This is a genomic window from Trinickia violacea (genome assembly GCF_005280735.1).
In the GTDB taxonomy this organism is placed as follows: Bacteria; Pseudomonadota; Gammaproteobacteria; order Burkholderiales; family Burkholderiaceae; genus Trinickia_A; species Trinickia_A violacea.
This window is the reverse complement of record NZ_CP040078.1, coordinates 593,478-617,148: the sequence shown is the minus strand read 5'-3', so window position 1 is coordinate 617,148 and position 23,671 is coordinate 593,478. Positions and strand designations below refer to the sequence as shown.

The following is a 23,671-nucleotide window of genomic DNA, read 5'->3' as shown; positions in this document are numbered from 1 at the left end:
GAGCGTCAGCCACGGAGAGAACTCAACCTCTCGACCGAAGGCATCAAGTAAGCGGGTGCATTTAACCTTCATGGCTTCTTGGGCACGCCAGACATATTGTTGAAGACTGCCTTGTAATCCAAACCATAGGACACCTCCCCGGTCGTTGGATTCATATAGAAATGCACCTGGAAAGGTCCCGCAGGGCTTTGATAAGTCTGCGTCGTATATTTGCCGAAGCCTGCCGGTATGTTGGGATTGGCCAATTGACCCGGACCCAATCCGGGGACTGCCTGCACATCGTTAATAGCATTCTGCGTCAGCGTACCACCTGCCGTGAACGGTGAATTAGCCGATTCAAGCTGCAACTGCTGGGCCAGTTGCTTCGCGGTTGCAATATTCTGCGCCGAATCAGCGCCCACCACCACGCTGTTTGTACCGAAACCAGCAGGCATCGTGAAGGCCACGGGTGCCAGCTTACCAGCCGCCCCCGCACTCAACGAGCCATAAATCGCCTCAGCCGTCTGCTGATCCACGGGCAGAACGTTGCCGACCAAGCCCGAGCCCAACGTCGGCAAATATTGCCCTGTCAGCGCTAGGGCGGTACCGGACGCAATATTGTCAGCGCCGGTGAACGCCATCACCGCTCCTCCAGCGGCTAGCCCACAACCGATGAGGAACGTTTCGAGACAGGATGCCAATCCAGCGGTGACCACGCTCGAACCGAGAGCGGCCATCCCAAAGCCAGTGCCCGCCTGCACGGTACCAGCAGCCCCCGGCGCCAATGTCTGGCCTACCCCGGCGCCAACCTGAGACTCCGTTATGGCTTGCGCCGCCTGCTGATTCTGATAGTTGTTCCAGGCGGTCGTGAAAGCATCGCCCAACTTGCTAAACAGCCCGCCTTCATCCGTGTGCTTTCCAGCGTTATTCAGCGCCTCGTTCTGCGCCGCCATCGCACCAGCCTGGGCGTTCTGCCCAGCCAATCCAGCCGTTACCCCGCCCAGCAAAGTCGCGAACCCAGCCTGCTGCCCAGAATCCAACGCAGCAGCCGTCGGATCGATCGCCTTGATAAAGTCCGGCGAGAACGCCGCACTAGTCGCCCCGCCAATCGCCCCGTATCCAGCACCCAACACGCCCCGCTTTCGCAATCGCCCGCAAACCTAGACACCCATGCGGCTTTGCGCGCGCTCACGCCCCCATGCGGTTCGGCTCAGAGGATTTTTTGCCCAGACGCGGTTTTCGGCCCACCGGCGTGCCCAATTGGAAAGAAGTGGTTCGTGTCTCTCCTGCTGTCTGGGCAAAAGCCTCGTTCCTTCGAATACCGCTCCTTGAACGCGACCTCATCCTTCTGCAGTTCACTTCGGTGATCTGGCAACACCCTCCGCTTTTAGCGTCTTTCACTCCTCGACGATATTTCCCACATCATCTTGGAACAAGTGAAAACCGCTAAATAGGTCGTCTGGCCATTGGTCGTCCGTCAACGGACACGCTTCGAGTTGTCGAATCTTCCCGTCATGACCTAACCAAACGATAAAGCTCACGAGGCCCTCAATCGGCTTGCTGCGCCTCGCGTTGATTGCTGGTGGATACCCCGTTACGGGAAGTCCGTCCGGCCTGCGGGGGACGCTGACCGGAACAGCGTCTTCCGCGCAGTTAAAGTCGGTTGTGAAACCACTCCCGGATGATCGACGGTCAGCGACAGTCAAGTGCGGAAGCTGCGCCCGCATACCCACAATCCAGTCAGCATCGCCCCTTAAGGCGAGCTTCATGACTTTCAGTTCAAACAGTTCTGGCTTAGTTCCCATTTCATTTACCCGGCAAAGGATATTTGGGGTTGGCTGTATTCCCCGAAAAGGTACCAATTCTGAACGATCCATTGACCGTCGTTCCACGCACCCATACCGGGGTTCCTCCCACATTGATCCACTCGGTAACTACCCCGGGTCGACCCGCCAACTGTTGCGCAGCGGCGTCGACAGCGGCAAACGCAGCTTCATTACTCCCGTATTGGTCGACCATTTGTCCCAGATCGTGCGTCGGATCGTCAAAGATATGTGTGAGCTTTGCGGCCGAGTTTCCATACTTTGCTAGAGTGGCAGTGGCGTCTATGGTCCCCCCGAATGCGCCAAGACTGCCACTAATCCCAGACAAGGCACCGCCCGCCGCTAGCTCCGCCGCTCCCTGGAACTGCGACGGGTCAAAGCCAAACGCCTTTAAATACGTCGACATCAGTTGGCTCTGGTTGTCAAACGTTACCGCTTTAAACTGAGCTCCGTACTCGTGATACGCGTTATCAACGATATTCTGTGCGACTTCTTCTGCACCGGCGGGGACGTTCCATTGCTCGACATACAGCCCCTGCGCATTCCGATAGTATGTCGTGCCGTTCTGCGCGGTGGCGGCCTGGGCATCGGCTTGGTTGGTCCAAACACCCATGCCGCCGTTTCCGCCGTACACATTCTCGGCCGCCTTCAGCAGCGTATCCGCGCTGTACTTTGAAGCCAGCGTCGGGTTGGCGCTCAGCGTCTTCTTGATAGCCGCGAGAACCTGATCCCGATGCTGAAGTGTGTTGTTCAATGCCTCGTTCTGGGCCCATATAGCCCCCGCCTGCGCGTTGGCCCCTGCCAATCCGGCAGCGAGGCCACCAGTAAGCGTCGCAAGACCCGCGACAATCCCGTTTTGAACATCTAGCGGCGCACCCGTCTGCGATGCCGCATAGGTTACCCACGGTGATACCAGCGCGGAAGTCGCCCCGCCAATCGCCCCACCCGCACATCCCGTACCGTCTGCCGCGCTCGTCAGGCACCCCAAAGCGGCATGAGCCCCAAGGTAAGCAAGCTCTCCGCCTGTTTGTCCCAGGTCCTTCATGAGCGTTGGTTCGAGATTGCCGATCTCGTACGCTCCAGCCGCTGCACCTTCACTCACAAGGTCCTGCTTCAAGTTCGTCAGGAAGCTCCCACCCTCGATCGCACTGCTCACCCCAGCCGAGATCCCCGCGTCCGCCAGCATCGCCAGGCCGCGCGTCTCAATCGTCGTGGCAAGCGGCGTGCTCGCTTGGCTCGCCGTATTGCCGATCGCTGGACTCACCCCGGCCAGGCTCGCCAGCGAAACGGTGGGACCGCCAATCGCCAGCGGCTGTGTCGAGAACCCTAAGCCGGTAGTCGAGTTGTAGGTGATGCCATTGGTCAGCCCCGCCGTAACTGCCGCCACCGCACCCGCTTCAAATGCGCTGCCCCAGTTGACCTGACCATCATTTCCTATTGCTTGGCTGGTTGCACTCGATGCCACGCCTGCAATACCGGCGGATAGCGCCACGTTACCCAGCCCCGCTGTGGACCCCGCTGCACCGGCCGCAAACGTGCCCCCCTGGGCACCCAGCGTTGCACCGATCGCTTCGCTCGCCGCTCCGAACGTGATAATCGTTACCACAACGGCGGCCACCAGCGCCGCGAGTTGCTGGTCGGAAAAGCTCCCCCCTTGCTTCGAGAAGTCCGTGTGCAGATGATCGGTCACCGACGTCTGCGTGAAATTCCCGCCAACTGCTGCTGCAACGCCGCCAGCATCTGCTGCGTGCCAGCCTGATCGACCGTGCCGTCGGCATTGAGTTTCTGCAGCGCCCCGCCGATTTGCTGCAGCGTATCCACGTTCAGATTCATGTTCGCCGCACTCATGAACCCGCCCGGCTGAACCTGCGTGCCAGTCGTGTCCTCATACCCGGCGTCCTTGACGTACTGCCAGACCTGCCCGACGTTGACTTGATTCGCCTCGTTCGTCAGCGACTGCGTTTTCACCGTCAACGTGTTCGACGCGGTGATCGTCCCCGTATTAAGGATGCTGCCTTGGCCGTTCTGGTTGAAGTTCAGCGTGACATTCGTGCCCTCGATGTTTCCACCCGCCGACATCGCACTCCAGTTCTGCGGCAGATACACCTGCGGCATTAGCGCGGTCACGGTCGGACACGTCGCGTTACCCGTCGCCGTGCAGCTCGGGTCGGGCACCGTCTGCTGCACGTACCACAACATCGGCTGCGTCAACGCGTTGATCTGCGTCTGCGAGAGCGCGTCGCCCATTTGAAGATCGTTCTGCTGCGCGTAGTTCAGCGCGTTCTGATACAGAACCGCCTTCTCCTGGTCGGTCACCGACACGCCGTTCGTGCTGTCGTACGTCAACCCGCTGATGAAACTCGCCTGCCCCGTCTGTTGCAACGCGGCCTGCTGTAGCACCAAGTCCTCTTCCTGCGGGTTGTAGTAAAAGAGCGTCGTGCTCGGCTGCAGGTTCGCCGGCAACGCGTTGAGCAATTGCTGCGGACCCAGCGTCGAGGTCTGCGACGTGCCGAGCGACTGCTCGAAATAGGAAGCCTGACCCGCCACCGGAGTCGGCATCGAGCCACTGCCGGCCGCGCGCGGCATCGACAGATTCAACCCCGGCAGATCCAGCGGGCTCAGCGAGATGACTTGCGACGGCGCATTCACGCGCGGCGTGTACGTGTTCGCCGTCGTGATGCCGTTGATCAGCTTCTGGCCCGAGAGCGTCACCGACGTGCCGATGATGTTGCCGACGTTCACGATCTGGCCGCCGGACGTGACCGTCAAGTTCGGCGCCTGGATCGTCGCCGCGATGCTCAATCGCGCAATTCGGCGACCATGGACCACGTAGCGCTCAGCGGGATTTCCGACATTTCCGCCACCACGACACACGACATGCAGCAGGGTACAAATCGGGATTTTGGCTCCGAGTGGATACAGCGCGCGATGCAGACTTCGAAGCAAATGCATCTCAACGAGGACTTCGGCCGCGCAGTCGCCAGGGGGCTTTTCTAGTCAACCGGCGCCGCACGCACAACGACCGCGAATTGCACAAATCTGATGACCGCACCGCTATGCTCGCGGACCCCATAAACAACAAACCCGGCTCACGCCGGGCTCGTCTTACTGCTGCTGTCCGGGCAATAGCCGGCCCACGCCTGCAGTGAGGGAGAAGTTCATTTTCACCTACAAGAACGGAGATGGATCATACGGCCTCTAGCGGCATTTCTCATTTCTTGGTCATTTCGTATACCTCAGGGAGGGCGAACCAAAGGCCACCTGGATCCGGATCGTCCCCACCGTTGGCAAGCCACTCCTTTATGACTGCATTTGCAATCTCCTCGGTCGTCGTGCCGTATTGATTCTGCAACTGCCAATAGTGGATGCCGTCGGTCGCTCCAACTACTGGTTTCGCCCCTCGTTCGAGCAACGCATGTAAGTTGCGACGAACATAGCTAACCAGCTCGTCTCCTTCCAATCCAAATCCGCGACGGCCATAAGGAACTATTTGCCATAGCCCTACTGCATCGACCGGAAGTTCGTTGGGAACCTTGGCGATGTATTCGCTCATGGTATCCCCGCTATATCGATCACGAGGTTCGCTCATTTTTGATGCACCTTGAATCCAGGCGGTAGACTTGGGTTATTGCTCTGAATAACGTCTATAGTCGTGCCACTTGTTGCACTCTGTCTGATCCCAAAGATGGTTCCGTCTGGCATTTGATAGTAGGTCCCGCCATTCCGGGCATAGCTAGGTGACGTCGCCACCGGTGTTGCGTCTTGCATTAACTGCGATTCAATTTGACTAAACTGATCCGGTGTGACGGTTCGAATGTTCGCTCCTGCCCCTTGGTTCACATAGCCAACCAGTTGACCATTTGGCGCAAGAATATCTCCTAAAGTAGCTCCCGCGTTGTTTGTGGCAGGCGTGGTAACCGAATCAGCGTCGGCGGAACCACTGGTGCTTACAGGGGGTACCTCTGAAACGATGTCTCCCCCGTTTCCGCCACCACCGCCTTCAAGCGGGATCAGATCCTTGCCGTGGACGATATCTTCTGGATTCGTCGAATTGTTCAGCGACTCGTTCGTGGCAGCGTTCGCACCGCCCGCTACATTCTGCCTTGCGAGCCCTGCCGTCAAACCGCCGAGCAACATTGACGCCCCGACGATTGCGGCTCGCTGCCCATCGGTCAGGTTCGCTAGTCCGCCCGCTTGGTCAACCAGGAACGGAGCCACAAGTGCGCTGGTGGCCCCGCCAATGGCCCCATTAGCATAGGCGATTATCGGCTTGCGACCTTGTTCGTATCTTTAAGCAGCGGTACACATCCATCAGTCGGAATTCGCTATTTTTTCTCGAATCGTCGAAGATCTAGCACTCTCACACTCTTGTTATACCCCCATCCAAAGACAATACCAATGAAGAGAGCAGCAAAAGCAATACCTACGAAAGTCAGAGAATCTCTACCAGACGGACTGTGAAGTACAACTAGGCACCATAACACCACGCCTAAAGCCGAATAAGCGATTAGTCGATAGACCTTCCGCTCCAATGGAATCAAGTCATCACTCCAACGCTGATCATTCATCGCCACTCTCCTCCGACAATACCAAGTCGTTTCTCATTTTTTTGGCACCACGTAAGGCTGTGCAGCAGTTGTCCCGAGCGTAAAAATCGTCTGTACCGCTCGTCCTTGAGGAATCACAGCCCCGACCATCGCGTTAACCGTATCGTACACAACGCTAAAAGGTGTCGGTTGGCTGTAAAGGTAATTCAACGATTTTACTGCCGCTGCACCGGCAAGCGCGACTTCGCCATATGGCGGCGGAAGCCAAATCGCTACCAAACCGAATCCTGTCGAGGCTTGATCAGTTAATGTCGCCGGGCTTGGAAACGAAAGTTGCACACTACCATTAGCCAAACCGCAATTTCCGTTCGGACAGATCGATCCTGCACCCGACCCCACCGAAATCCCCTGCGGCCCGTAACTCGACTGATCTCCCGGGGACGACGCCTTATACTGCTGGAGCAGCGGTACGTCGGCACCATTTGTATTCTGTAGGATAAAAGCCTGCAGCGTCGGATTCGCCGCTCCCGGTATTTGTGTCCAGATGGTCTGCCCTGTATTCGCGTCAACCCCAGCCTTCGCCCACGTCGTCCCGTCATTCGGCGGTACAGCTCCTTCTACCGTCGCCGCAGCTCCGCTTTCCGAACTCCCGTTCTGGCTATAGCTCATCTGAGCCAGCTGGTTCGCAATGTCGTTTGCAGTCACCGCCGCCCCGTCCGAATTGGTAATTCCCTTAGCGTTGGCAGCGGCGGCAAGTTGCTGCGCAAGCGGCTGTTCCTGCGGGTGCAGCACTCGGTTGTTAAGCGTCTCGTTTTCAGCCGCTGTCGCTCCGGCCTCGGCATTTTGTCCCAGTAAACCCGCTGCAGTCCCACCTAACACCATAGATGCAGCAGTCAGTGCCGCAACCTGACCTGATGACCACGAAGTCGGATTGCCGTTGCTATCGGTAGGATCTGGAATCAGGGAAGTGAACGCGGAGCTCACCGCCCCGCCAATGGCCCCACTTGCACACCCCGTTCCCTCAGCCGCGCTGGCAGCACACCCCAACGCCGCGTGAGATGCAGCGTACGCAATCTTTGAAAAGTCTCCAAACGTATTAGTAAAGAACCCTTCGCTATTAAGCTCGCCGATTGCGCCTGCGCCCGCCGCCGCAAGGTTGCTCGCAAGGCCCGATTCCAAGGCCTGCCCGAAGCTGCCTCCGTACGCCACGGTATTGACCGCCGCCGATACCGCGCTCTGACCCACGACCTCTACTGCGCCCTGCGCAATTTCACTTGCACTCGCCGTCCCCGCGGCGATGTCACTGCCCACGTTGGAAAGCTGCAGATCGTTCAGCCCCAGTCCGGAGTCAAGGCCTTCGGTCGCATACGCCACCACTCCCGCCTCGATGATGCTACCGAGGTTAAGTCCCTGACCGCTAGCTAGTTCGTTCATCGTGGCGGCCAACATGGCGCCAAGCACCGGCATGCCCATCGCGGACAGCGCCACCGCGACTACCATCGAAGCCAACTGGCCAACACCAAACCCACCCTCCGCCGTGAAGCTCGTGTGCAGATTGTCGCTGACACTGGTTTGCGTGAAATTCGCGCCCAATTGCTGCTGCAACGCCGCCAACATCTGCTGCGTGCCTGCCTGATTGACCGTGCCGTCCGCGTTGAGCTCCTGCAGCGCCCCACCAATCTGCTGCAGCGTCTCCACGTTCAGATTCATGTTCGCCGCGCTCATGAACCCGCCCGGCTGCACCTCCGTACCCGTTGTGTCCTGGTAGCCGGTGTCCTTCACGTACTGCCAGATGTTGCCGACGTTGACCTGATTCGCCTCGTTCGTCAGCGACTGCGTGTTCACCGTCAGCGTGTTCGACGCGGTGATGCTTCCCGTATTCAGGATGCTGCCTTGACCACCCTGATTGAAGTTCAGCGTGACATTGGTGCCCTCAATGTTCCCGCCCGCCGACATCGCACTCCAGTTCTGCGGCAGATACACCTGCGGCATGAGCGCCGTGATCGTCGGGCAGGTTGCCGTGCCCGTCGCCGTGCAGCTCGGGTCGGGCACCGTCTGCTGCACGTACCACAACATCGGCTGCGTCAACGCGTTGATCTGCGTCTGCGACAGCGCATCGCCCAGTTGAAAATCGTTCTGCTTCGCGTAGTTGATCGCGTTCTGATACAGGATCGCCTTCTCTTGATCGGTCACTGACAAGCCGTTCGTGCTGTCGTACGTCAGGCCGCTCACGAAGCTCGACTGGCCCGTCTGCTGCAGCGCCGCCTGCTGCAGCACCAGGTCCTCTTCCTGCGGGTTGTAGTAGAACAGCGTCGAGCTCGGCTGCAGGCTCGCGGGCAGCGCGCTGATGAGTTGCTGCGGGCCCAGGAGCGACGAGCTTCCGAGCGACTGCTCCACGTAGGACGCCGTCCCCGCCACCGCCGTTGGGATCGAGCTTCCCGACACGAGCGGCAACGACAGGTTCAGCCCCGGCAAGTCCACTGGGCTCAGCGAGATCACTTGCGACGGCGCGTTCACGTGCGGCGTGTACGTGTTCGCCGTGGTGATGCCGTTGATCAGCCGTTGGCCCGTGAGCGTCACCGACGTGCCGACGATGTTGCCGACGTTCTGGATTTGCCCGTCCGAGGTGACCGTCAGGTTCGGTGCCTGAATCGTCGCGGCGATGTTGCCGACCGGCGTGGGCGGATCGATGGAGCCGCCTACGTTGGTATATGCGCTGCCGTACAACTGCGTGCACTCAGCCACCGAGCCGCACGCCCAGACGTCGTGACGTTTGTCCGGACTGAAATCGCCCGTCTCTTGCACCCAGTGCGAGTGCCAGTAGGCGTTCAGCGTTTGCGCTTCGTTCACGACCGGGCCGGTCACGTTGATGGTCGCACTTGTGCCCGCCGCGATCAGGCTGCCGATGTTGGTCAGGCTGCCGGCGTTGATCTGCAGGTTGTTGCCCGCGCCGATCACCGACGAGCTACCCGATTGCTGTTCTACGTAGCCTTCGCAGTAGCTTTCCTTGTAGCCGCCTGCGGTCATGCAGCCGCTGTATTCCTCCTTGGCGCCGTAGTTCTGGTGGACCAGTACCGGCGGCGGCAGATTATTCGTGATCGCGCCGGAGACATTCAGCGTGATGTTGTTGCCTGCAACGATGTTGCCCGACGTGTTGTTCAGGCTTTGAGCCGGGGTCGTCGATGTTGCCGTCGTGCCTACGCCGCCAATGACGATGTTGTGACCGGCAAGCAAGTTGCCGTAGGTGTTGTTGACTTGTCCTGCGGCGATAACTAGATCGTTGCCGGCATAGATCGTGGCGTCGTTTTGCGAATAACTGAAGGTCGTCGTATTCGGGTTTTCGCCGCGGGGGTGGCCGAATCCGCCGCAGTCATAGTTCGGAACGCCCGCGGCGCAGCCCACTTGGGACGAATAGTTTTGTGAATTCCCGCCCTGGTTTGTGAGGTACCCGGAAGTGATCACTACGTTGTTACCGGCATACATAAGGCCAGCGTTCGTGAGATTCCCACCCCCAACCGTCATGTTGTAACCGGCAGCAATCATCCCGGTCGGCGTCGAATCGCTCAGCGTGCCTGTAGCCGTGGGTGCAGCCGCGCCGAGCGCAAAATTGAACAGCGTCGGTGGATTCTGCCAAGGGCTGTTGGCCGGGGGAGCGACCGATAAGGTTCCGAGCGCGTTGAGCTGAGAGAGAAATGATGAGTACTGCGACTGATCGACGTACGTCGTGGATTGACTCGCCAACGTCGGCGCCACCGCACCGTTATCCAGCGACTGAATATTGAGCGACACATTCCCCTGCGCCGCGATCTGCCCACCCCGATTCGACAATGAGCTCGCCGTCAGCGATATGGAGCCGCCGGCAGAAATCACGCCGGACGTCCCCGGCTGCTGTGTTGTGGTGCTCTGATAGACGGTCGGCAAGGCAAGCGTCATCGAGCTGATCGCATTCGGATCAGCGCTTGTCCCTACGTACCAAACGTTTTCATACGTCGTGTCGCCGTTCTGATCCGATCCGACCGCTACGCTGTATTCGTTGAGCGTTAGAGAGCCCGAACCGGCCACAGGCTGCGTTCCTCCTCCTGACGCCCCGCAACTGCTCGTCGAGCTACACCCTGTCGGTGACAGGACATCCCCTAGCGTTACATTGAACTGCCAGTTGAACGGTATCCAGGTGTCGGCATTCAACCGCTTTTGGCTCTGACCATATTCGGTCCCCACCGCACCCGACCAAAGCAATGCCGGATCAGCTACAACCGTGGTGCTCGTCGCCGAACCACTGGGCGCGGTCTGGTCATTCACCACCGCACCCGCATTGATCGTGAGGTTGTTTCCAGTGGAAATCGACCCACCCGTGTTCTGCAACGTCCCACCCAAATTGAACGTCGCATTCCCCTGCGTCTGCGTCGACGCCCCTTGGTTGTCGTAATTGCCGCCGCTGACAGTCAGCGAGTTCCCCGACTCCACCGTGCCACGGTTGGTTGTATTGCCATTCAACGTCAGCGCATCGTTCGCATGCGTCAACGCGCCGCCGGCGTTGTACAGCGTCCCGTTGAACGTGACGTCGTTGCCAATCACGCTCCCCGCATTCGTGAACGTCCCGCCCGTCGAAATCGTGAGCGGTGCAGTACCGGTCATCGTCCCGCCGTTGTAGATCCCGTAGAGACCATCGATCGATACACCCTGCCCGCCGTAATTCCACGTCCCGCTGTTGCTGATCGTCCCTGCCGTAATCGAGAGCTGCCCGCCTTGGCTGATCGTCCCTTGCGACGGGTCGAACGCCAAGTTGACCGCGCTGATCCCCATGTTGCGCTGGGCAAGCAACTGCCCGCCCGCGTTATAGAGCGACCCATTGCCGCCGTTGATCGTCAGCGACAAATCCCCCGTCGTCGGGCCGCCCGACGAATTCGGATTGCCCGCAAAAATCACCCCGTTCTGGTTATTCAACGCGCCGGTATTGATCGTCAGCGCATCCACGCCCATCAACGACCCGCCGACGTTCCTCAGTCCGCCCGCCACGTTGACCGTGGTCGTCTGACCGTTCACGAGCCCCGCGTTCGTGAAGCTCGTCGCGTTGATCATCGTCGTGCCGGTCGACGCGAGCGACGCGTTCGCAGCGTTGGTCAGGTTCACTGCCGACACCTTCAGCGGCCCACCCGCGAGCACTTGGCCCGCGTTGGTCAAGCCGTTCTGCGAGGCAAGCGTCGTCGCGCCCACCACGTCCACCGCGCTACCCGATGCGATCGACAGCTGATTCGAAGCGTTCGCCGTCAACGTCCCGCCGACCACCAGATTCCCGAGCGTCACGTTCGCGCCCGACACCTGCGTGTTCTGCGTCGAAACCAGCGTCGCCTGGCTCGCATCGAGCGTGTTCTGCGCCGTCACCGTGACGTTCTTGGAGCCACTCGCCGAGCCGCTCAACGTCACGTTGCCGCCCGTCAGCTGGAACTGTCCGGCGACGACGCTCGTGCCCGAAAGCGTCAGCGTCTGGCCCGCCGTCATCGTCGTATCGCCGTTCGACGACACGCCCGCCACCGTCACGTTCCCGTTCGTCCCGGTGACGTTCACCGTCCCCATCGACGAGATGCCGCCCGTCACCGCCGCATTCTCGGCCGCTTGAATCTGCGCATTGCCGCCCGTCTGCAATTCGCCGTTGAACGTCACGCTACCGTTCTTCGAAGTGGCGTTGACGTTGCCGACCGCCGTGGACGCGACGAACGACATGTCGCCGCTCGACGTCGCGATCAACTGCCCCGCGCCTTGAATCGCGCCAAGCGTGATACCGCCCGAGTTCGCCGTGAGGTTGATGTCCTTGCCGAACGTCAGAGCACCGCCGCCCACGATCGAGCCCGCGTTGACGGTGGCCGCGCCCAAACCATAGAAAGCGCCGGTCAACGTCGCCGTGCCGACCGAGTTCAGCGTCGTATCCCCGTTGACGAGTTCGCCGCCCAGCGCAAGCGTGCCGCCTGCGTTCGCGGTCAGGTTGCCGGTGCCCGTCGTCGAGCCGGTCACCGCGAGATTGCCCGCCGTCGCCGTCAGCGCGGTATCCGCGCCCGCGCCGATGTTGCCGCCGACGCTCAGGTTCCTCCCCGTAGTAATCGTGACTTTGTCGCCGCTCGATACGTTGCCGCCTACGGTCGCGTCGCGCACCGCTAAGACGGTCGTCGCGCCGCCCGAGCCGAGCGTGCCGGTCACGCTGACGTCACCCGCGCCATTCAAGCCCTGCGCTTGCAGATTGACGGTGCCGCTTGCGAGCGCGGCGCCCATCGAAATATCGTTGCCCGCCGTCGCGAGCAAATTGCCGTTGGTCGTGACGCTGCCGCTCGCGGCGATCCCCGCGCCCGCGCCGATCGTCAAGTCGCCGGTCGAGTTCGCGCTCGCGAGCGTCACGCTGCCCGGCGCGGTGATGTTCGTCGTGCCGCCCGCGTTCATCGCGCCCGCCACGTTGACGTTGTTCGCCGCAGTCAGCGTCAGGTTGCCCGAGGCCGTTGCCGCGCCGCCGAACGTCACGTCGCCGCCGCCCGCGTTGCCCTTCGCGGTCACGTTCAGGTCACCGCTCGTCGCTTGCGCGCTGCCGAGTCCTGCGTTGTTCTGGCCCGTCACCGTGACCGCCGTGCCCTGCAGCGAGCCCGTCAACGCAACGTCATGCGAGGCGTTGACGCTCACCGCTTGCGCGAACGCCGCCGCCCCCGCGCCGTTGATGTCCTGCGCTGCCGTGAACTTGCCGCCCGCCTGACCGGCGAGCGCGCCGGTCAGCATGATGTCGCGTCCCGCCTGCACCGTGACCTGGTTCGTTGCCGCGATCTGGCCGCCGAGCTGCGTATCGAGGCCCGACGTCACGTTCAACGCGCCGTTCGTGGTCGTCGTGCCGGTCAGCGAGGCGCTGCCCGTCGTCGCGGTCACGTCGAGGTCGCTTTGCGATTGCACGCCGCCGCTCACGGTCACGTTGCGCTGTCCGTTCAGCGTGACGGTGCTGCCGCCCGTGAGCGAGCCGCTCACGAGCACGTCGCGCGCAGCCGTGAGCGAGACCACGCCGGGCGCCGTCGCCGTACCGGTGATCGACGCGTCGCCGTTGCCTGCGTTGCCGTTCGCGGTGAGCGTGAGCGTCGTCGCCGAGGTGACGTTGTTCAGCGCCGCGTTGTCGCCGCCCGTCGCCTGCACGACGTTGGCCTGCAAAGAGCCCGTCAGCGCGATGTCACGCTGCGCGTTGAGCACCGCTGCCGCGTTCGTGAACGACTTCGTGCCCGGCCCGTAGATGTCGCGACCAGCCGTCACATGGCCGTTCGCCTGTCCGACGAGCGTGCCGTTCAGCACGGCGTCGCGGCCCGCGTTGAGCGTGACATCGCCCACCGCGCTCGTGCTTGCGCCGAGCGACAAGTCGAGGCCGGTCGTCACCGTCAGCTTGCCGCCGCTGTTGATGCCGCCCGTCACGTTCAGGCTGCCTTGCAGCGCCTTGAGCGTCGTATCGCCGTTCGATTCGATCGCGCCCGCCACGTTGATGTCGTTCGCGGCCGCAACGCCGATCGTCGAGCCGCTCGCGAGCTTGCCGGTGCTCGCGATCGTCACGTCGCCCGCCGAGATCGCCGTGATCGCGCCCGTCGAGGCCGCGCCGCCCGTCACCGTGAGGTTGCCCGCGCCCGACTTACCCGAGGTCAGCGCAATCGTCGTCGCGGACTCGACGTTGTTGACCGTCGCGTCGCTCGCCGCCGACACCTGCACCGTGTTGCCTTGAATCAGGCCGCCTTGCGCGACATTGCGTCCGGCAAGCAGCGTCGCCGCCTGCGTAAAGCTGATCGACCCCGCGCCGCCGATATCGCGGCCCGACGTGACGAGGCCATTGCCCTGCCCGCTGATCGATCCCGTCACGTTGACGTCGCGCGTCGCGTTGAGCGTTGTGTCGAGCGCAACCGTGGTCGTGCCGCCGAGGTTGATGTCGGTGCCCGCCTGCACGTTCAGTGCGCCGCTACTTGCGATCGATGCAGACGTGCCGTTCAAGCCCGCGCTGCCGTTCTGCGCGGTCAGGTTCGTATCGCCCGTCGATTGAATCGAGCCGCTGATGGCGATGTCCTGGCCCGCGTTGAGCGCAACGGTCGAGCCGCCCGCCACCGCGCCCGTCACCGTGAGGCTGTTCTGCGCGTTGAGCGAAATCGTCGAGCCGGCCTGGGCGTTGTTGAGCGTAGCGTTGCCGCCCGCGCTGGTCTGCACCGTCGCGGCGTGCAGCGATCCGGTCAGATCCGTGTCGCCGCCCGAGGTGAGGTTCGCGGCCAGGCCGAACGCCGCCGACGCCGCGCCCGCGATGTTGCCGCCCGCCTTCAGCTTGCCGTTGCCTTGGCTGACGACGGTGCCGTCCATCTGAATGTTCTGGCCGGCCGTCAACGTCATGTCGCCGAGCGCGGACGTGCTCAGCGTGCCGAGATTGATCGACTGCGATGCGTTGGCGACGAGGTTGCCGCCCGCCGCGATGTTGCCGGTGCTCGCAAGCGACCCGCTGTTGTTCGTGAACGTGACGTTGCCGTTCGACTGCACGGTGCCCGCCACCGACGTGTTCGCCCCCGCCGTGATGCCGAGCCCCGACGCCGTCTGCAGCGTGCCGTTCACGGTGACGTTTTGCGTGGCATTGAGCGTGCCGCTCGTGAACGACGCAACGAGGCCGTTCACGGTGATGTTTCCGCCGCCCGCCGCGCCGTTGGCGGTCACGGTGAGCGTGTCGTTGGCCTGGATGTTGTCAAGCGTCGCGGAGTTGCCCGCGGTCATCAAAACGTGGTTGCCCTGCAGCGCGCCGGTCATCGCGATGTCGTTGCCGGTCGTGACGGTCACGTCCTTCGCGATGCCGCTGTTACCGCCGAGGATCGCGTCGTGGCCCGCGCTGAGCGTCGCGTTTCCTTGGCCCGCGAGCGAGCCGCCGATCGTCAAGTCGTTGCCCGCCTTGAGCGTCATGTCGCCCGTTGCGCTTGTCGAGCTGGTCAGCGAGAGATTCTGAGCGGCCTGCGCGCCGAGAGCCCCGCCACTGTTGATCGTGCCCGTCGACGTGACGTTGCCCGTCGTCGCCACGATCGACATATCGCCGACCGACTGCGCGGTTCCACCCGAAGCCACCGTCACGTTGCGCTGCGCAGTTAAACCGACCCGCGCCCCGCCCGCCAGCGTTCCATTCACGATCACGTCGCGCGCGGCCTGCACCGTCGTCGCGCCGACCACCGCCGCGTCGCCGTTGAACGTCACGTCGCCCGCACCGGTTGTGCCACCTGAAGCGCCCTTCGCCGCCACGCTGAACGCCCCGCCCGCTTGCACCTGCGCAAACGTCGCGCTGTTGCCCGCCGCCACGTTCAGGCCGTTGGCCAGCAGCTTGCCCGTGAGCGACACGTCATTGCCCGTGGTCAGCGTGCCGTTCTGCCCGAACGCGATCGAGCCGCTGCCCGTGAGGTCGCCTTGCGCCGCGAGCGTGCCGTTGTTCTGCGCGATCAGCACGCCCGCCACGTCGATGCTGCCGCCGTTGATGGTCGCGTCCGTGCCGATCAGCACCGAGCCTGCGGCGCTGAACGCCCCTTGCGCTGTAGCTGTCAGCGTCGTGCCGCTCGCGAGCGACCCGGTCACGGAAATGCTCTGTCCTGCGCTCAGCGCCACCGCTTGCTTGGCCGTCGCCTGCGCCGCGATCGTGGTCGTTTGCCCAGAGCTCAACGTCAGGTTGCCGTCCAGGTTCACGTTGCCGCTGGTCGTGATGTTGCCGCCCGCAGTGATGCTCACGTCACTGCCCGACTGCAGCGTGCCAGTCGACGTCACATCCCCGTTCGCGTTGATCGTGTAGCCGCCGATGCCGATGTGCGAGCCCGTCAGCGTCACGTTTCCGCTCGATTGCACGCTCACTAGCTTCTGCGCAATGCTGCCCGCCATCTGCACATCGCCGTTCGCCGACAGCGACAAGTCGCCCGCATTGGCGGCAAGCTGTGCATCGGTGCGCACGCCCATGCCGGCCGCCGTGCCGATCACTTGAATCTGCCCAGCCGTCATCGCGCCGTACGCGGTCGCGTCGACGGCATAGCCGTTGTTCGCGTTGCCGTTGCCTGCGTTAATCGCCGCGGCCGTGTTCGTCGCGCCGTTCGAGGACGTCGCGTAGGTCGTCGTGCCGTTGCTGTCCACCGCTTGTGGCGCCACGAACTGCCGCCCCGCGATCACGTTGATGCGGTTACCCGCGTACAGCGGCGCATTGACGCCGATCGTCTCGGCGATCAGGTCGATCGTGCCGACCGTGCCTTCGATCCCGGACCCCGGTCCGTTGACGCCGGCATTGCCTTCGATCTGGATGTGCCCGCCCGTCACGTTGTAGCCGACCGCCTGCGCGTTCGCGAAACCGGTCGCCGTGCCGCCGACGCTCGTCAGGAATTGCGGCGTGCCCGTCGTCAGCGTGACGCCGATCGTGTTCGTAAAGCCCGCGCCCTGCGTCGCGACGCCGTTCGGGTTCGCGATGATGACCGTCGCGGGCGCGCCGAACACTTCGAGCGGGCCGTTGAGCAGCGTGGCGAACGCCGTGCCGGTGGACGTCACCTGATTGACGATGACGCTCGCCGTGCGTCCGTTCAAATTCGGATTGGCCGCGACGTTGCCGCCCGTGAGCGACGTGCCGGACATCAAGCTGTTATTGAGGATCAGCCCGACCGGATCGACGTTGAAACTCTGATACTGATTGAGCGAGATGCCCGCGCCGTTCGGTGCGGTGATGTTGACGACAGGCACGCCGCCGTTCGCGCCGGTCGATTGCGTGATCTTCGGCTGGAACGTGATCGGTGCGGTGGGGTCGACGATCGGCGCCGCCTCGGCCATTTGCATCGCGAAGCGCACGCGCAGTGCGGCGAGGTCTTGTATGACCTGCCAAGCGTCGTCGTCGAGGCGATGGCTGCCTGCGGCGAGAACACCCGCCGCTGCGCGTCCTTGTTCGACCGTCACGGTAATCGGCCCGACGAACAGCGTCGCGGCCACGACAGCGCTGATCGCGCGCTGCCACCACGTGTACACGCGAGGCGTCCCGCCTGCCGGCATGCGCAGACGCGTCGATGCACGAAACGCCTCGAACGCCCGATGGCGCGCAAAATCGCGCGCCGCTTGAGCGCGTTCGAGCTGTCGCAAACTACCCCGTGTGGTCGTGTTCATATCGTTATCGATCGTTCTTCGTTGTTATTCGCTGCGTTTCATGCGATCGCTCGCCGGCCGGCCAGCCGGCGGAGCACGGCGCGTCCGGGCTTATGTGCCCGTTATTGCGCGCCGTGCGGTGTGGCTTCTCGAGGCTGCTGTTACTGCGTTACTGCTGGATCTGCGCGTTCTTCACGAGATACCCGACGACCTGCGCCGTCGCTTTCTCAAGCGCGATCTGTTCGAGCTGTTTGCGCAATTCGGCCTGCGCCTGATCGAGTTGCGGCACCTGCGTCGGACGCTTTTCATCGACGCGCAAGATCCAGTAGACGTCGCCCACTTGTACCGGCGCGCTCGATACCGCGCCTTGCGGCAGCTTCACCAGCGCTTCCGCCAGCGGCTGCGGCCAGTTCTGCGTGTTGCCCGGTTGAATCGGCGTCTTGAACGAGATCCAGTTCAGCGCGCCGCCTTGCGCAGCGTTCGGGCCCTGGCTGTACTGCTTGGCGAGCTGCGCGAAATCCGTGCCCTTCTTCAATTGGTCGAGGATCTTGTTCGCGGTATCGGCGTCCTTCACCGCGATCACGCTCGGCTTGTATTCGTTCTCGCCGAGCGTCGCGACGATCGCGTCGTACTTCGCCTTCACGTCGGCGTCGGTGACGGGCGCGGGCTTCACTTGGTCGCGCAGGTACGCCTGCGTCATCGCAATCGTCTTGGCCTGCTCGACTGCGGCGATCACTTGCGGCTTCGTGTCGTAGTGCGCCTTGGCCGCCGCTTGGCGGAACAGCTCGCGCGCGATCAGCTGGTTCTTCAAGCCGGTGCGCAACTGGGGCGTATCGGGCGCATTCGTCGCGCGCACGGCCTGATCGAGTTCGTCCTGCGTGATCAGCACGTTGTTCACGCGGGCAATCGCGTTGGCGGGCAACGGGGCCGATGCGCTTTGTGGCGCAGCGGCTTTGTCCGTTTTCGAAGGCTGGCTAGCCGCGTGAGCAGCCGGCGCGAGCGTCGCGGCAAGCGCGAGACAAAGCGCGCTTGCGAAAGTCGTGAATCGCGGATTCGATCGATGGTTCATTGGGTTCTCCTATCTTCTATTCGGACCAGTTGAGAGTGGCGAGCAGCACGGTCGCTTTCCTACCGAGTGCGGCCGGCTGAATGAGGGCTTGCCCGAGCAGCACCTCGCTCGAAATCGTTTGTTTGCCGATGCGCCATTGCGCGCGTGCGCCGACGCCCGTGCCGACGAGCGTCGGCCAGCCGCCTTGCGCGACCAGATGCGCCTTGCCGCCGTCGAGAAACACGTACGGCTCGATGCGCGCGTCGCGCCACGCGGGTGCGTTCTGCCAGGCCGCTTCGTTGCGCAGATAGATGCCGCTGTCGCCGCTGATCCCGCCCTCGGTGAAGCCGCGCACGGAGTCCATGCCGCCGAGGAAGATCTGCTCGTTGCCGAACATCGCGACCGGGCTGAATTGGCCGCGCAGCGTGCCGCGATACGTCCACGCGGTTTTGCCGAGCGTGCCGAGTGAGATTTGCAGCGTGCCGTTGGCGTCGGCCTTGGTGAATTGACTGTGCGCGTCGGTGCTGTCGATGTCCGACGCGTCATGGCTCGCGCCGAGCCACGGCAGGCCCTGCGAGATGCCGACGTCCCAGGTCGCCGCAGCGCCCTGATCGCGCGAGACGAATCGATACAAGCCGTTGACGCCCACGCGCAGCACCGTCAAATCCTGCGGCGACAAGAAGAAGCCGTTCAGGTTGCGTTCGATGCGCATCTTGTTGAGCGCCACGTCGAGGCTGATGTTGCCGGTGCGCGAGCGCGTGAGCACGTCGTTCCACCCAAGCATCTGGCTGAACGTGCGGCCTTCGAGCAGCGCGGTGTCGCCGATCGTCTGCTGATACTCGGAGAGCGACGTCGTGTAGCTGAAGGTCTGATAGCCGTATGGCACCGCCGCCGAGAACACGAGCGCGTTGGTGTCCTCGGTGCCGACGTAGTTGAGCGAGAGCGATTCCTGCAGGCCGAACAGGTTGTCCGCTTCGGCGTCGGCGCGATAGCGCAGCGTGCCGGTCTGCGAGCTGCCGTAGTTGTCGATGCCGACGTCGTAGTAGAAGCGGTCGCCGTAGTGGTTCGTGATCGCCACGATCGAATCGCCGGGCGACTGTCCCGGCATGATCTGAATCTCGGCCTGGTTGCGCCGCAGCCGGTTGATCTGGTCGACGCCTTGCTCCAGATCCGGCAAGCGCAACACATCGCCCTGGCTGTCGCCGAACGCCCATGCTGTGCCGGCGTCGGTCAGCAGGCCGCCGCCGTGCGTTTCGAGCAGGGTTGCGTTGGGATCGCGCGGACGCAGCGGCTTGCCGTTCAGCGTAAACGCCGCCACGCGGCCCGCCACGATATTGATTTTGAGCGTGCCGGACGCGAGGTTTTGCGGGCCCAAGTAGGCCCGCGTCGTGATGTAGCCGTGCGCGATGAACGCCTCGGTCACGCGCCGGAGCAACAGGTTGATGCGGTTGCGTCCGAGGCGCTTGCCGATGAACGGCTTGGCGACGGCGGTCAGCTCGCGCTGGCTCAACACCTTGTCGCCGATGAAATCGATGTGCTCGATGTCGAACATCGGCTCGACGTCGGGCAGCGTGTCGATGTCCGCGCCTTCGGGCAGGTTCGGCAGCGTGGGCTGTGCCGGCACGGCGATCTGCGCAGGCGCCTGTTGAAGCTGCTGCTGGCGCTGCTGGTCGCGCTGTTCTTGCAGAAGGCGTTGCCCCGGGTCTTGCTCGGGCCTGAACGGCAACGCGCCGCCCGGCAACGCACCACCGCCAGGCAGCGGGGGCGCGCCCGGCGGCGTCTGCGCCCAGGCCCGCGCCGCGGCCGCGCCCGCCAAGAGCGCGAGCGCGCACTTCGCCACGCCGGGCAGACGGCGCCTCACAGGCCGAGCCATGAAACGAGCCCGATGTGATTGTGAGCGCCGACCGTCACCGGCTGCGTGTACGGCTTGCTGATCGTGACGATGCCGCCTGCCGCGTTCACGCCGCCCGGCGCGCTGAACGCGCCGCCGTCGATCACGCCCTCGCCGGTGAGCTCGACCTGTCCTGAGCCGCCGCTGAAGATGCCGCCGGTGTCGGACGCGTAAATGGTCCCCCAAGCGTTGCCGAACCACGCCTTGAGGTCGTTGTCGCGATTGATTGCGCTATAGCCGAGTACGCCCTGCGCGAGCGTTTTAGGCGCATCGAGCGTCAGCGTGCCGAGCGCGAGCACCATGCCGCCCGTATTCGTGATCTGCGTGCCGGCCTTCAGATCAATGTTCGTGTTCGCTTCGATCACGCCGCCAAATGCCTGAACCGTGCTCGATGCGCTCGAGTGGCAGAAGATGAAGCACGATTGGTTGTAGTTCACCTGGCCCGTGAAGACCGCTTGCGTGAGCAGCGAATGGTTCGCGGTGATCGAGATGTTGCCGGTGTCGGCTGTGTTGCCTGCGTCCGCGAGAATCGAGCCGCCCACGTTCGACACGTTGTTGCCGTGAATCGTGACGTCGCCCCCTGCCGCCGTGATGTACGACAGCTTCTGCGGATCGCTCAACTCGCCGTAATCGATCGAGAAGCCGTCGTTGCGATGCGTGAAGAACAGAAAGCTCCAACCCCGGTTCGAATAGCTCGACTCCGCGCCGTTGTTGACGCCTGTCGAGTGGTCGACGATGTTGTTCACGTCGCCGGCCGCCGCGATCGCTACGTTCTGGTTCGACAGGATGCGGGCGTCCTCGTTGATCACGTTGCCGCCGGCCGTCACCGAGACGTCGTCGTTCACGCCGAACAGGATGCCCAGGCCCGTGCTCGGCTTGGATTGATTCAGGACGTCGCCCGCGGCGTTGAGCGTGACGGCGCCAAGCGACGCCGAATCGTTGGCGATTCGCGTCTGCCCTTGCACGAGCGAGCCGATATTCGTGATGTCGCCCGTGCTCGTCAGCACGACCCCGGAGTTCGCCGAGGCGATGGTCGAGCCCGTCTGGTTGCTGTCCGGCTGCAGCGTAATGCCGCCGCCCGTCACCGAGATGCCGCCGCTCGCGATCAGGCCGCTGCCGGTCAGCGTGACAGGCAGGGAAGCCGCAAGCGTCGCCGTGCCGTTGCTGACGTTGAATTGCGTATCGGTCAGCGTGATCGCGTCCTGCACTTGCAGATTGGCGTTCTGCGCTACCGAGACCGTCGTGTTCGAAATCTGCACGCTACCGTTCGAGGTCAGCGTGAAATCGCCGAGCGTTGCGTTGAGCGGGCCGGCGCTCGCCACGCCTGGGCCGCGGTCGGTCACGATCAGCACAACACGTCCGCTGGTCACGCTGCCGGCCGCCGTGATGTCGACGGCGACGGAATTCGCCGTCGCGGGTGTCGCGGGCGCTTGGACGGTCAGCCAATCGTTGGCGTTATCGGTCGGCGACAGGCCGGTGTTCAGGGTCGCCTGCTCGGTTCCGCCGACAAGGCGCACATAGGCCGTCGGCGAGGTGAAGCTGTTGGTCAGCGGACCGTTGACGGCAATGTTCTTCGCGATCAGGTCCAAGCCGACGAGCGCGCCGGAAAGGCCCTGCGGGCCGACCACAATGGTGCCGGATGTCGTATTCAAAACGACATTGCGCTGGACGACACCAGGGGCGATTTGCAAATCGTTGAAACTGACTTGGCCCGTCGTCAATGCGACGTGCCCGATGTTCTGAAACGAGCCGCCGTTGACGGTAATGCCGTTCGGATTGGCGAGCACCACATTGGCGTTCGGGCCGCTCACGCTGATCTGCCCTTCAATCAAGCTCGGATTGGTACTGGTGACTTGATTGACGATGGTCCGGGCATTAATGCCGGTGTTATTCAGCGTCGCACCGGCAGCGCTAACGTTGAATGAGTTATATGTGTTCTGTGATACGCCGGAAAATGCCGGCGCTATATTGACCGTTTGCCGCCCATTTGCGGCCGTTGAAACCGATGTCGCCGTCCCGCCATCTGGGACGATGCCTGCGGCCAATACCGCAGCGGGTAACGCCGAAAAAAGAAGGGCAAAACACTGCAAGGCGCGCAAGCCCCCATTGCTTGCGCGCCGGCCTCGATACCGGTTTTTCATTCGAATGTAACCCGGCGCCGGGTGCGCTACGGGTTCTCAATTGGTCTTGTTTGTTTGGGCGAATGCTTATGCACGCGCGCATTGTTATGACGTTTTCGACAGCCGCAGGGGATTCTTTAGGGCGTTATTTGAAAAATTTTCTTTCCGATGGCTTTCACATCAGTAAATTCAATCATTTAGCGGGGAAAGCTGGAATCGCCCTTAAATATTGAAAGCCTTTAGAATGATTGATTCAATTTAATAGAAAGATTGCTTAGAACTATTGGCAATTCGAATAAGCAAATTAGTTTGGGCAATATCCTTGTGTTGAAGGTACACGCGTCGCTCATTTCGTTTCCTCATACGCTGTGCCGTTTTCAGTGCTTCGAACACGCCTGCAAGGTGCGCAAGGTATTCGTCAGCGTTTTATCGGCAATCGCGCCCTCTTTCTTGACCCTCCCCTTGCACAACCGAGAAACCTTGGGATTTTCCCGTCAAACTGTTGCCATAACCACAAAGAGCCTTATACATCAGCCCTCCGCGCAGTAAACTTAAAGTGCTTTATCAAGTTGCGACTGCAACGGAAGGAGAAAGCCATGTCGAAAAGGACGATGCGCCTGGTTCGCACACTCTCCGACATCCGGCGGGCCCAGCGCTGTACCGCGCTGCGCGATGCCCGCCAAGCCGCCGAACTGGCGGCGCTGGCCGCCGAGGCCAGCGAGCCCGAGCCGCCCACGTCCTCGCCGGACCAGCCGATCCAGAGCGAACACCAGGAACGCGCAGCAGGGACGCAAGCGGAATTCGACATGACCATCTACGCCGGCTAGCCCGCTAGCGGTTTCTTCTACACGGGCGGGTCCGCAACAGTCACCGCCTCACCCGCGCAAAGGCTCCCGAAAACGCTCACCTTTGTGCTCGCTCGGCCGTTTAGACGGTGAGCCATGGCGCCGTCGCCGCTCACCTGAGCACTTCAATTCCGCTCGTTTTCCCCGCAAAAACAAGCACGCTGCGTGAATTTTTCCGCGCGCCAGCACCCGGCCTCCGCGAAAACGCGCCGCCCGTTTCATCCTCCGCGAAGCCCTCCCGAAAACGCTCACCTTTGGCGTCGCGCCTCGGCACACTCACGACATACTGGCTCGCGG

General features: G+C 62.5%; 8 protein-coding genes and 1 pseudogene. 1 reads left to right on the top strand and 8 read right to left on the bottom strand.

Translation table 11 applies throughout. The features are described 5' to 3' along the window. Nucleotides 1-68: 68 nt before the first annotated feature. The 8 genes and pseudogenes from FAZ95_RS24745 to FAZ95_RS24710 form a co-directional block, all read right to left on the bottom strand. On the bottom strand, nt 69-1,112 hold the full coding sequence (locus tag FAZ95_RS24745) for a hypothetical protein (RefSeq protein WP_137335163.1): 1,044 nt from the start codon (nt 1,110-1,112) through the stop codon (nt 69-71). 673 nt (nt 1,113-1,785) lie between these two features. Beyond that, nucleotides 1,786-4,601: pseudogene (locus tag FAZ95_RS40155) on the bottom strand (DUF637 domain-containing protein); the annotation flags it as partial. Nucleotides 4,602-5,013: 412 nt separating this feature from the next. Beyond that, nucleotides 5,014-5,355: a hypothetical protein gene (locus FAZ95_RS24735; protein ID WP_217497470.1), complete on the bottom strand. Its 342-nt coding sequence runs from the start codon at nt 5,353-5,355 to the stop codon at nt 5,014-5,016. 32 nt (nt 5,356-5,387) lie between these two features. Beyond that, nucleotides 5,388-6,020, bottom strand: coding sequence for a VENN motif pre-toxin domain-containing protein (locus tag FAZ95_RS24730; RefSeq protein ID WP_137335161.1), 633 nt, complete (start codon nt 6,018-6,020; stop codon nt 5,388-5,390). 383 nt (nt 6,021-6,403) lie between these two features. Beyond that, a complete protein-coding gene (locus FAZ95_RS24725) occupies nt 6,404-17,491 on the bottom strand; it encodes a filamentous hemagglutinin N-terminal domain-containing protein (protein ID WP_137335160.1) in 11,088 nt (3,695 codons plus the stop codon). A gap of 148 nt (nt 17,492-17,639) precedes the next feature. Then, nucleotides 17,640-18,539, bottom strand: coding sequence for a peptidylprolyl isomerase (locus FAZ95_RS24720; protein WP_137335159.1), 900 nt, complete (start codon nt 18,537-18,539; stop codon nt 17,640-17,642). Nucleotides 18,540-18,555: 16 nt separating this feature from the next. After that, on the bottom strand, nt 18,556-20,391 hold the full coding sequence (locus FAZ95_RS24715) for a ShlB/FhaC/HecB family hemolysin secretion/activation protein (RefSeq protein ID WP_137335158.1): 1,836 nt from the start codon (nt 20,389-20,391) through the stop codon (nt 18,556-18,558). Then, a complete protein-coding gene (locus FAZ95_RS24710; protein WP_137335157.1) occupies nt 20,376-22,550 on the bottom strand; it encodes a two-partner secretion domain-containing protein in 2,175 nt (724 codons plus the stop codon). Before FAZ95_RS24710 ends, FAZ95_RS24715 begins: the two co-directional genes overlap by 16 nt. A 575-nt stretch (nt 22,551-23,125) precedes the next feature. On the opposite strand from FAZ95_RS24710, the gene FAZ95_RS24705 reads away from it, so the two are divergent. Next, the gene (locus FAZ95_RS24705) at nt 23,126-23,356 is read left to right on the top strand and encodes a hypothetical protein (protein WP_137335156.1); all 231 of its coding nucleotides are present in this window, start codon (nt 23,126-23,128) and stop codon (nt 23,354-23,356) included. The last annotated feature ends 315 nt before the right edge of the window (nt 23,357-23,671 follow it).

What these genes read in the sequence shown, in the direction of transcription:
- FAZ95_RS24735 (WP_217497470.1), bottom strand. Translation starts at nt 5,355, where the DNA reads ATGAGCGAATACATCGCCAAGGTTCCCAACGAACTTCCGGTCGATGCA.
- FAZ95_RS24725 (WP_137335160.1), bottom strand. Translation starts at nt 17,491, where the DNA reads ATGAACACGACCACACGGGGTAGTTTGCGACAGCTCGAACGCGCTCAA.
- FAZ95_RS24720 (WP_137335159.1), bottom strand. Translation starts at nt 18,539, where the DNA reads ATGAACCATCGATCGAATCCGCGATTCACGACTTTCGCAAGCGCGCTT.
- FAZ95_RS24715 (WP_137335158.1), bottom strand. Translation starts at nt 20,391, where the DNA reads ATGGCTCGGCCTGTGAGGCGCCGTCTGCCCGGCGTGGCGAAGTGCGCG.
- FAZ95_RS24710 (WP_137335157.1), bottom strand. Translation starts at nt 22,550, where the DNA reads ATGAAAAACCGGTATCGAGGCCGGCGCGCAAGCAATGGGGGCTTGCGC.
- FAZ95_RS24705 (WP_137335156.1), top strand. Translation starts at nt 23,126, where the DNA reads ATGTCGAAAAGGACGATGCGCCTGGTTCGCACACTCTCCGACATCCGG.